General features: G+C 65.9%; 11 protein-coding genes. 8 read left to right on the top strand and 3 right to left on the bottom strand.

All coding sequences use genetic code 11. The features are described 5' to 3' along the window. Nucleotides 1-578 precede the first annotated feature (578 nt). From VF794_RS25355 to VF794_RS25340, 4 genes are all read left to right on the top strand, one after another. Entirely contained in the window at nucleotides 579-1,064 is a 486-nt protein-coding gene (locus tag VF794_RS25355; protein ID WP_414640952.1) for an SMI1/KNR4 family protein, read from the top strand. 149 nt (nucleotides 1,065-1,213) lie between these two features. Beyond that, nucleotides 1,214-1,597: an SMI1/KNR4 family protein gene (locus VF794_RS25350; protein WP_414640951.1), complete on the top strand. Its 384-nt coding sequence runs from the start codon at nucleotides 1,214-1,216 to the stop codon at nucleotides 1,595-1,597. A 290-nt stretch (nucleotides 1,598-1,887) separates the two neighbouring features. Further along, the gene (locus tag VF794_RS25345) at nucleotides 1,888-3,828 is read left to right on the top strand and encodes a serine/threonine-protein kinase (protein ID WP_331114703.1); all 1,941 of its coding nucleotides are present in this window, start codon (nucleotides 1,888-1,890) and stop codon (nucleotides 3,826-3,828) included. A gap of 119 nt (nucleotides 3,829-3,947) precedes the next feature. Continuing rightward, nucleotides 3,948-4,877 carry a DUF2381 family protein gene (locus VF794_RS25340; RefSeq protein WP_331114702.1) on the top strand — a complete coding sequence of 310 codons (930 nt, stop codon included), beginning with the start codon at nucleotides 3,948-3,950 and terminating at the stop codon, nucleotides 4,875-4,877. A 15-nt stretch (nucleotides 4,878-4,892) separates the two neighbouring features. Here the strand turns inward: VF794_RS25340 and VF794_RS25335 are convergent, their stop codons facing one another. Beyond that, entirely contained in the window at nucleotides 4,893-5,378 is a 486-nt protein-coding gene (locus VF794_RS25335) for a hypothetical protein (RefSeq protein WP_331114700.1), read from the bottom strand. Nucleotides 5,379-5,680: 302 nt separating this feature from the next. Between VF794_RS25335 and VF794_RS25330 the strand changes: the two genes are divergently transcribed. Next, entirely contained in the window at nucleotides 5,681-5,920 is a 240-nt protein-coding gene (locus tag VF794_RS25330; RefSeq protein WP_331114698.1) for a hypothetical protein, read from the top strand. 526 nt (nucleotides 5,921-6,446) lie between these two features. On the opposite strand, the gene VF794_RS25325 is transcribed toward VF794_RS25330, so the two are convergent. Together VF794_RS25325 and VF794_RS25320 are read right to left on the bottom strand one after the other, a co-directional pair. Beyond that, entirely contained in the window at nucleotides 6,447-6,569 is a 123-nt protein-coding gene (locus VF794_RS25325) for a hypothetical protein (protein ID WP_331114696.1), read from the bottom strand. A 42-nt stretch (nucleotides 6,570-6,611) separates the two neighbouring features. Further along, complete coding sequence (locus tag VF794_RS25320) at nucleotides 6,612-7,055, bottom strand: hypothetical protein (RefSeq protein ID WP_331114694.1); 444 nt, start codon at nucleotides 7,053-7,055, stop codon at nucleotides 6,612-6,614. Nucleotides 7,056-7,186: 131 nt separating this feature from the next. Here VF794_RS25320 and VF794_RS25315 point away from each other — a divergent pair, with 131 nt between their 5' ends. From VF794_RS25315 to VF794_RS25305, 3 genes are all read left to right on the top strand, one after another. Further along, a complete protein-coding gene (locus tag VF794_RS25315; RefSeq protein ID WP_331114692.1) occupies nucleotides 7,187-7,486 on the top strand; it encodes a hypothetical protein in 300 nt (99 codons plus the stop codon). 836 nt (nucleotides 7,487-8,322) lie between these two features. After that, nucleotides 8,323-8,976, top strand: coding sequence for a hypothetical protein (locus tag VF794_RS25310; protein ID WP_331114690.1), 654 nt, complete (start codon nucleotides 8,323-8,325; stop codon nucleotides 8,974-8,976). A gap of 2 nt (nucleotides 8,977-8,978) precedes the next feature. Further along, on the top strand, nucleotides 8,979-9,452 hold the full coding sequence (locus VF794_RS25305; protein WP_331114688.1) for an SMI1/KNR4 family protein: 474 nt from the start codon (nucleotides 8,979-8,981) through the stop codon (nucleotides 9,450-9,452). The last annotated feature ends 485 nt before the right edge of the window (nucleotides 9,453-9,937 follow it).

Here is a 9,937-nt window from a genome sequence, read left to right as displayed (position 1 = left end):
CCCTTCGCCCTCACCGGGGGCCAGGCCCGCCGTGAAGAAGGAACTGCCCTGGTTGAACGTGCCAGGCGGGCGCATGAAGACGACCCTCTTCTACGGCCCCTGGCAGTGCCGCCGGGAGTTCATGAACGGGTGCCAGAGGGAATGCGCCAGCGAGGGCCACACGCTCAAGGGGTGTATGTGGCTCGCCGACTTCAAGTTCGATTGGGAGGGGAGCCTCGTCGTCCTACCCGTTCCCGTCAAGGCGGGAAGCCGCTATGGCATCTATCACTGCTGCTGCAACTACACCGAGCTGTCGAAGGAAGAAAACGAGACCCAGCGCGATATATGGGACGCCTTCAGAGCGTCGTTCCGGGATGATTGGTCAAAGAAGTTCGGGCAGTGGCCCTTCGAAAACGGGGAGAATTGGCCAGGGCACCATGTCCGTGACCTGAAGCACGGTGGCAACCCGGTGGACCGCAACAACATCATTCCCGCGCAGCCGGGTGTGCATAAGGTCTTCACCAAGGCGTACCCCGCTACGGCGGCCAATCGCCCTGGAATACAGTGGGGCCCGACCTGCCCTACACGGACAACTGACGATGGCTACGCTCATGAGCCGCCTGCTCGAAGAGGTCTCCCGCGACCACTTCCCGTATTCCCCCGCCACGCCCGAGGAGATCGAGCAGTTCGAGCGGCGGATGGGCTGGAAGCTGGACCCGGACCTCCGGGCCTTCTATCTGCATTGCAACGGGGCGGAGTTGTTCAAGCAGCGGCCAGGTTGCCCTTACCGCATCCTTCCCTTGTCCGAGATCATCCGGGCGCGGGTGGCCATCTATGATGAAGACGATGACCAGTGGGGTCCCGCCTCCGTGTATGCACTCTGCTACGTTCAGGACGGCGATTACGTGGTGGTGGATGTGGGCCGCCAGGAGATCGGACGTTACCCCCTCGTCGATGGCTGGCATGAAGCATGGCCGGACCCGAAGCAATGCGGCCAGATTGCCAGTTCCTTCTCGGAGTTCTTGGAGGATGCACTGCGGAGTAAGGGGCGCCAGTTCTGGTTGAAGCGTGGTGCTGGGCGTTGAGCGGTCCGGGTGCCGTCGATACCCGACTTGCCCTACTGGGACAACTGACGATGGCCACGCCCATGAGCGACTTGCTCGAAGCGGTCTCCCGCGAGCCCTTCCCGCATCCCCCCGCCACGCCCGAGGAGATCGAGGAGTTCGAGTAGCGGGTGGGCTGGAAACTGGACCCGGACCTGCGGGCCTTCTACCTGCACTGCAATGGGGCACGGTTGTTCGAGCCGCCTCCATTGTCCCCATTCAGAATCCTCCCGCTGTCCGAAATCGAGAGAGGAAGGGCGGCGATCTTCGGTGACGATGACGACCAGTGGGGGCCTGCATCCATCTACGCGATCTGCGACGTGCAGGATGGCGATTACGTCATGGTGGACGTGAGCCAGCAGGTTGATGGCCGCTACCCCCTCATGGACGGCTGGAAGGAGGCATGGCGTAACAAGGAATACACTTGGCCGCTCGCCTCCTCCTTCTCCGAGTTCCTGGCCGAGGCGCTGCGGAGCAACGGACGCCAATTCTGGTTGGACCAGCACGAGAAGTGAGCAGCCCTGCTACCGCAGAGCCTCACCGGAGGGTGGGAACCTGGGCTTGGGCGTGCTCCAGGTTGGACAGTTCCCGGTTGAGACTGACGGCGCTCGACTCGGAGCGGAGGGTGTGCGTGTTTTTGCCGCTCATGGATCCTCCATGCAGTCGACCAGCCGGGCACGTCGCGCTTCCACCGGGTCCATCCCCGAGCATGGGAGGCCCCGGGTTCTGGTAGCCTCCCCACTCCCGAGGTTGAGCGCATGACCGGACTTCCACCGTTACTGGCCGGTGCCGCTGGAGAGGCACCATGAAGCCCACGCTGGAGGACGTGGTGCGGCCGGGCATGGTGGTGAGCGGCTACCGCATCGAGAAGAAGCTGGGAGCTGGTGGTTTCGGCAAGGTGTTCCTCGCGTGGCGCGACGGTGGCCCGTGCGCCCTCAAGTTCATCCACCTGGAGAGCGTGGGGGAGTGGGGCTGGCGCGAGCTGTTCATCATGCTCCGTCACGTGTTTCCCAACGTGGTGCGGCTGCTGAGCCACTTCAAGTGGCCCGAGGAGAAGCCCGAGTACCTGGTGCTCGTCATGGAGTACGTGCCGGGAGTGACGCTCTATCAGTGGGCCCGGGACAACAACCCGTGCGCCCGCGAGCTGGTGGAGAAGTTGCTGCCGCTCTCCCGGGCGTTGAAGGCGGTGCACGCCCAGGAGGTGAAGCACCGGGACTTGAAGGGCGACAACGTGCTGGTGCGCGAGACGGACGGAGCGCCGGTGCTGGTGGACTTCGGAGCCGGTGCCATGCCGGGTGCTCCTCGCGTCACCGGAGCCCTGGCCCCGGCCAACCTCCGCTACCGCGGCCCCGAGGCCGTGGCCTTCTTCCTGCGCGAGGACCGAAAGCGGGGGGAGAGCTACGACTACTCGGTGAAGGACGAACTGTACGCGCTGGGCGTCATCCTCTACGTGCTCGCCACTGACGTGTACCCCTTCAACGGCCCGGACGACGAGTTGCTGGGGGAGATTCTTGAAGGCAACCCCAAGCCCCCGCATGTGCGCAACTCCCGCGTGCCCGGGGCCTTGAGCGAGCTGTGCCTGCACCTGCTGGCCAAGGAGCCCGCTCGTGTGCCGGATGCCGAGGCGTTATGCGAGGCGCTGGAGAAGCTGCTGGAGGAGGCGAAGGCGGACCCCCGGTGGGAAGTGCCCTTGTGCTACGGCTGGACGGTGGACGGACGTACCACCGAGGACGCGCCGGAGCTGGTGGGCCACGACCCCCAGGCGTGGCTGCGCCGATGGATTCGGCAGAAGCCCAAGCGGGGCAGGCCGCCCGCTCCTCCTGCTCCTCCCGTTGTAGCTCCCGCCCCACCCGAGCCGCCCACCGCGTCAACCGTCTCCACGCTTCGCACCCGAGTGAAACGTGCCGTTCCCGTCCTCGTGGCCGTGGTGGGACTCGTGGTGGGACTCGTGGTGGGCGTGGTTTTCTTCCTCGACCAGCTTCGGCCGACACCGCCCGCCCCCACTCCGCCACCCGCGCCAGGCCAGCCGGTGTTGGCGTCACCTGTACCTGCGGAATTCTCTCTCGACGGCCCGACGCCCTGGGCCACGCACGTCCATGAAGTGGCGCCCCCGTGGAAGCCGCCCGAAGCTGACGCAGGCGCAGCGCCCCCGAGGGCGGACACCCCTGCGCCCGTCACCACCGTGACGCTCAGCTCGGGAACGACTCGCATGAAGAAGAAGGCCCCCGGCTCACAGGCGGAGAGGGAGAAGAAGGGCAACGGCTCCACAGGAGCCAACGTGCTGCTCGCCGTGGCCGCTGCCGCCAACATGGCCTGTCCCGGCGCCCAGGTCCGCAAGGAGCCCGCCCCCCAGGCGTGCCCGGCCGGTGCCGTCGAGACCATGACCCGCCAGCTCGGCATCCCCGTCGGGAACAGGGACGGGGGCGCCGTCTTCCCCGGGTGGGAGAAGCGCAAGCCCGTCCCCGTGAAGGAAGGCGCCTTCTCGATTGAGTTGCAAGGCCACTGGGAGGTTGATGGACGAACGGCATTGCCGAACGGCTCCCGCCTCTCCGGCCAGCTTTGCATCGGGGAGAAACTCGTCTACGGCCACATCACCCAGGCCGTTACGCCCACCGGGGACACGTTCACCGTCTGCATGGAACTGAGGGAAGCCGGTATCGAGCGTGGCCTGGAGATCAGGCCCGATGGCGAGGCGATCAGGGTCAACCCCTTCGTGGATGTGACGACGGTGAACCGCTTCCAGTAGCGCCATCCGAGTGCTTGACGGGCTGGATGCAGGGGGCAGCTCGCGCACGACCGGGGAGGAAGGTGTGTTAGAGCCCACGTCTCCGGTCTCTTCGCTTTCTTCGTAGAGGTGCCCGCTCCGTGTTCGCCTTGTCCTCCACCGCCCTGCTCGGACTGGCCCTACTCGCCTCACCCACCGACGCGACCGAGCAGGTGCCGCTCCCCACCTGCGAGGCGGGTACGCGCTACATCGAGCTGTACGCGGACGCCCCCAGCAAGCCGCCGGAGGTGTGCATCCGGCCGGAACTGACCCTCAACCTGCTCTTCGACGCGAAGCTGGCGCGCGTGGTGGTGGAGGGACGGGAGCGGTTCCGCCGGGTGAAGGTGGTGGAGGACACCCTGATGCTCGCGGCCTCGGAGGCGCTGCACGACGGAGCGCGCGTGCGGGTGACGGTCTACTTCGAGGACGGCGCGGCCCCGTCGAGCGCCACGTTCGTGCTGGTGGTCCACCCATCCCAGGCGGAGCGCCAGGTGGAGGTGTCGCGCCACGAGCGCACCGTGGCATCCCTGCGCCAGGGTGAGCAGCAGGCGCGAGCCGAGGTCCAGCAGTGCCGGGAGGAGAAGGCGCGTCTCCAGGCCGAGTGCGGCGGTCAGGTGGGGCTGATGGGCCTCATCGAGAACGGGTGGCTCGACGAGAAGGACATCGTCGCCCATGTGATTACCCTCAACGTCACTCAGCGTCCGGGAGACTCGCTCGTCGCGCGGAAGGTCATCAGCTACCGGGCCGTCGGACCCAAGGGGCGAGGACGAGTGGCCGTGAAGGTGAAGCTGTTCAATCCGGGTACAGTGGCGTGGACGCCCACGGGGGCGGCGCTGGTGGGCGCCAAGCAGGAGGCGCTGACAGGGCTGACAGTGTGGCCCCTGGAGCCCATCCTGCCGGGGCGGTTCCGGAACATCACCGTGGAGATGAACGCGACGGAGAGCGAGGCCCGGGGCACCTTCACGCTCAAGCTGTGGGCGGATGAGGCTGGAGACGGGGGCGTGACTCTCGACGGCGTAACGTTTTCGTAGGCATACAGCTCCCCTTCATCGGGAGGTGGGCCTGCCCACCGGGGCCACCTCCTTCGCGTGGGCAATGGCGTTCAGGCTCTCCTTCCGGAGGAAGTGCTCCTTACGGATGCGCAGGACCCTCCGCTCCGCGTCCTCCAGCATCTCCCATGCCTCCCGGGCCCGGCGGGGATAGAGGTGGAGCGATTGCACGTAGAGGCAGGCGATGTGGACACGCAGCGCGAGGTTGGAGAAGCCGAGCCGTTGGACACGGCGAAGCCACTGGCCGAACTCCTCCCACGGCATGTCGAACGAGTACGCTTGAGAAACGAGATCCTCCGTGATGCTGCGCCGGGTCTGCTGACGTTCAACCTCGGTCTTCGCCTCGCGCAACCACCGTTTCTCCAGCTCCAGCAATGCTCGCTTTATCTCCTCGTAGGGGGCGTCGGCCTTCAACAGCTTCACGAGGAGCTGGTCCTTCTCCTGCCCACGCGCCAACCCTCGCTCTTTTCGTGTGCGTCGCATGGTCACGCTCCTGGACAGGGCTTGTCGTTGGCCTCCTTGGGCCATGACCCGTAGCGCATGCAGGCTTCGTAGCACGCCTTGCACTGCGTCTCGTCCCAGACGCGGCCTTCGATACTTCCACCGCCAGCATCAATGCACCTGTCGTAGGCCGGCGTGCAGATGTCCTTGCGCCACCTCTCTTTCTCCCTGCGGGTCGGGAGCTTGGGGATGCGGCCCAGGAGAATGGCGAGACGGAACAGCTCGACGCGGCCAGCTACGAGAACCTGGGCAACATGGCCCGGGTGGTGCGGAGCGCTCTCATCATGAAGCAGGCCGAAGAAGAAGCCGTCCTCGGACCGCTGCGTGAACGGCTTGCCGCCGAGGTGTTGCTGCTTGAAGACGCGGACTTGAAGAAGCTGGAGCGTCACCGCCGGACCCTGGAGACCACCATGGAGCGGCAGCTCGCCATCTTCCACCAGCTCCGCGCCGAGATGGCCAACATGACGACGGAGAACACGTCCGAGACGCAGGCGTTGAGGGTGATGCTGCGCCTCGTGAAGTAGAAGCCCGGTTGCAATGGCCCTGGTGGACTGGCCCGGGTCCGTTCTGCTGGCCCTTCCCGGCCCTCTTCGCCTTCCTCGCCCCTCGCCAATTGCGAGGGCTATCGAGATCGGGTGAACCCCCCACCCCAGGGGGGACAGTGGTTCCCTTGTCTCGGGTCCAATCTGCAAGGCTCCGGTCTTCATTGAGCCCCCCTGGGCATGGGGTGGATCTCGATTTTTTCGGGGGCCATCTGGCGAGCTGCACACCCTCCCGGTTGCTGGCCTACGCCCTGGCCTACGCCCTGGCCTTCCCCATGGGGGACCCAGGGTAAGCCGTGCCTCTTCCTCGCGCACGAGGGGTACGGGCGCCCCTGACACCTAAAAATCTCGAGGACCACCGTGAGAAGTGACCGGGGACTTCCAGCGGTGGAACTGCACCGGAGCTGGTGCCCGACAACCCGGCCCCCGCCACACCACCCGGCCCAGGCCGGAGACACCAGGGTGGGTGTTGGTGCAGCGGGGACCGTGCCTCTCTTCTCGGACTTCTTCACCGCCCCTGTCGCATGACTTCCCGCAGGTGCTCGGCCAGCCCGATCAGGATGGCCATTGCTACCCGGCGGGTGAGCGGTGAGGTGGCCAGCTTCTTCATGGTGCCCATCGTCGTCTTCACCTCCCTTCCCCGGAACTACAGGCACGACACGGGCAGCAGCCGTCAGCCCTGCTCCCCGGTGGGTGGTGGCTGCTCTCCCTGAGTACCGAGCTGGACGGGAAAGCTTTCCTCCAACGGACGGGTTGGCTCCGTTCCCGCTACTGGACGGGGTTGCTCGGTCTCCTTCTGCTGGGACGGAGACGGTCTCGACGCTCCGCCCCGGTCCCAGGCCCGCAGAACCACGTCTTCCCTGTCCGCGTACTTCCCGGAGGTGGTGTTGTGCGGCGTCAACAGGTGCGCCGGGTTCTCCTCGCCCCGGAGCACACGGCCGAGCTGATGCAGCCTGTTCTCCACCAGCAGCAGGATGGCGCTGATGATGACGGGCGCGCTGTGCTTCCGATCCGGGTCGGGCACCGCGCCCATGGCGACGCTGTCCGCGATCCAGTGGGCGCCCTCAATGGCATAACAAATTTCCCCCAGTTCAGCGGAGAGGCTGACGTGTTCCATCTGGATTCCTCCTCGGGTGGATTGGATGAAAACGCACTGGCCGACCAGCCAGGACATCAGCGGGAATGACCGCCAAGATCCTTATGCCGAGAAGCGTGCGGCTTTAACGGGTGACACTCACGGAGCGGAAGGTGGAGGCGCCGTGCCGCGAGCACACGCCAGTCCCCCTCCGGCAGGACGAGCAGCAGGCGCGTCCCGTGCAGCGTCTGCGGGCGGCACCCCACACGCGGCTCTGCGACAGGCGGGTTCCGGGGCGGAAGTCCGGCACGTGCGACGCTCTCCTGTGCGACACCTGCACCTACCGAGTGGGCGAGGTGGACCTCTGCCCCGCCCACCGGCCGGTGCCCGGGGAGGCAACGCGCACCGGCGACGCGCGGGAGGACGAGGTGCGCCGCAAGTACGAGGCGGCAATGCAGGGGCGGTGGAAGTGACCAGGCGTTAGCCGGCCTTTGTAGGGGGTGCTCCTGTAGCGCGAGGGGGGCGGCTCTCCGAAGGAACCGGCGGGGGAGGCGGCGGGGCGCCCTTCCGAGCGTTGATGATGGCGGCCCGCAGGTTGATGATGGCGGCCCCCAGGGTGAAGACGCCCCCAAGAAGTCCGGGGGTGGTGACGACGGCGAAGAAATCGTGAAATGTCATGGCCGCCATAGTCAGGGCAGGCGCGGACAGCCTGTTTCCGGAGCGCCAAGCTCACGAAAACCACAATAAAATAAATATGTTAGATGAACTGCGGAGAAAGGGGGGGGCGCACCACGCGGCGCGGCAGCAGGACGGGACGTTCCACGCGGCGGCCCTGCTCAGCGCTCCTGCGACCCCTTCTTCGGCACGCCCTCCTGTCCGAGGGCGGGGCCCACACCTCGTCGCTGGTTGTGACGTCCAGGCCGGTCTCCACGCATCGCCAGCCGCGAGCGGAAGGTTGTGCCGCAGGATGAGCAGAGCCCCGGTGACCGGGCAGCCCGGCCCGTTTCTGTGCCTTCTTCATCCAGCGGGAGATGGTGGCCCTGGCCACGGGCTCGCTGTCGTCGCCAGACTGGAGAGCGGTTCAAGGTGGTGGTGCGCTTCGCGGATGGGGCGGCTCCAACGAGCGCCACCTTCATGCTGGTGGGACCCCCGCGCTCGGGACACGGCAGGTGAGAGAGGGAAGCGTCTTGTCACCCTCGGAAACGTAACCTTCCCCTGACGCCTGGCGCTCCGGCGCTTGTCAGACCCACCGGGTGTTCCCTCGGACTGGCAACCCATCAGGGGGTGGCCATCACCACGGGGGACTTCCATGAAGCTGGCCGGAGCGGTGGTGCTGTTGGTGCTCCTCACCGGATGCGCGACACCCCAGGGGACGGGAGGCTCTGGCCCTTCGCCCTCTCCAGGAGTCCAACCCGCGAGGAAGACGGAACTGCCCTGGTTGAACGTGCCGGGCGGGCAGATGAAGACGACGCTCTACTACGGCCCCTGGCAGTGCCGCCGGGAGTTCATGAACCAGTGCCAGAGGGAGTGCGGCGCGGGCTACAAGCTCAAGGGCTGCATGTGGCTGGCCGACATCAAGCTGGACTGGGTGGGAAGCCTCGTCCTCCTGCCCCTTCCCGTGAAGGCCGGGAGCCGCTACGGAATCTATCACTGTTGCTGCGACTACCCTGAACTGTCACCCGAGGACAATGCAGCTCGCCGCAAGGAGTGGGACCGGATCAGGAAGTCCTTCCGTGACGACTGGAGCAAGAAGTTCGGGGAGTGGCCCGGCACTGGCGGGAAATCCTGGCCGGGGCACCACATCCGAGATCTCCAACACGGCGGCGACCCGGTAGACCCCAACAACATCATTCCCGCCGAGCCGGTCGTTCACGACATCTACAACAGGGCGTACCCCGCCTGCTACGCGGGTCAGGCCCCCTGGAATACAGTGGGCCCCGACCTGCCCTACACGGACAACTGACGATGGCCACCCCCATGAGCAGCTTGCTCGAAGAGATTTCCCGCAAGCACTTCCCCTATCCCCCAGCCACACCCGAGGAGATCGAGGAGTTCGAGCAGCGAGTGGGGTGGAAGTTGGACCCGGACCTGCGCGCCTTCTATCTGCATTGCAACGGCGCCGAGTTGATCGAACGGCTACCTGACTCGCCCTACCAGATACTCCCCCTCTCACAAATTGTCCGGGCGCGGGTGGCCATCTACGGTGAGGATGACGACAAGTGGGGTCCAGCCTCGGCCTACGCCATCTGCGATGTCCAGGACGGCAATTACGTGCTGGTGGATGTGGCCCGCCAGGAGAACGACCGCTACCCCCTGACGGACGGCTACCACGAGGCATGGCCCAACCCGAAATACTGCGGGCCAGTCGCTAGCTCCTTCTCGGAGTTCCTGGAGCAGGCGCTGCGCACCCGGCGCGGCCTCTATTGGCTGGGGGAGTGAGCCCGGGTTGCGCCGAGGCGAAGGGCGGCGCTACGGTTGGAGGCGGACGGGTTGGTGCTTGGGGCCATAAGGCACTGACGATGCAGTGCGTTGGGAGCAAGGCTGCATTGCCCACGCCTAGAGACGGGGCTAAGAAGAAGACAAACCGTGCGCAATGGCCGGCACAACGAAATCACTTTTGAGGTGCGAGCAATGGCGAACCTAGTCCTCTTGACGCTAGGCAATGGTGAGGTCATTCGATGTGTTGACCTCGCTGACGCAAGGCAAAAAGCGATTGCCTGCTCTGACGGCGAAGGCAAAATTTCCGTCAAGATCACTCCTGAAGGCGGAGGTCCGATCATGTCTCTGACTCGACTTTCGCCATTTTAAGCCCGAGAGAGCCGCAGGTCATGCGGCTTGCGGTTGAGGCGGTGGAGTGGATGAGCGCAAGTGGGTGAGAAGAAGACGAGGGTCCACCCAGTCCGCGGAAGAGAGAGTTCGCTGGG

Origin of the sequence: Archangium sp. (genome assembly GCF_036389735.1) — a bacterium.
Taxonomy (GTDB): Bacteria; Myxococcota; Myxococcia; order Myxococcales; family Myxococcaceae; genus Archangium.
This window is presented reverse-complemented; position numbering and strand designations above follow the sequence as displayed.

What these genes read in the sequence shown, in the direction of transcription:
- VF794_RS25355 (WP_414640952.1), top strand. Translation starts at nt 579, where the DNA reads ATGGCTACGCTCATGAGCCGCCTGCTCGAAGAGGTCTCCCGCGACCAC.
- VF794_RS25345 (WP_331114703.1), top strand. Translation starts at nt 1,888, where the DNA reads ATGAAGCCCACGCTGGAGGACGTGGTGCGGCCGGGCATGGTGGTGAGC.
- VF794_RS25335 (WP_331114700.1), bottom strand. Translation starts at nt 5,378, where the DNA reads ATGCGACGCACACGAAAAGAGCGAGGGTTGGCGCGTGGGCAGGAGAAG.
- VF794_RS25330 (WP_331114698.1), top strand. Translation starts at nt 5,681, where the DNA reads ATGAAGCAGGCCGAAGAAGAAGCCGTCCTCGGACCGCTGCGTGAACGG.
- VF794_RS25320 (WP_331114694.1), bottom strand. Translation starts at nt 7,055, where the DNA reads ATGGAACACGTCAGCCTCTCCGCTGAACTGGGGGAAATTTGTTATGCC.
- VF794_RS25310 (WP_331114690.1), top strand. Translation starts at nt 8,323, where the DNA reads ATGAAGCTGGCCGGAGCGGTGGTGCTGTTGGTGCTCCTCACCGGATGC.
- VF794_RS25305 (WP_331114688.1), top strand. Translation starts at nt 8,979, where the DNA reads ATGGCCACCCCCATGAGCAGCTTGCTCGAAGAGATTTCCCGCAAGCAC.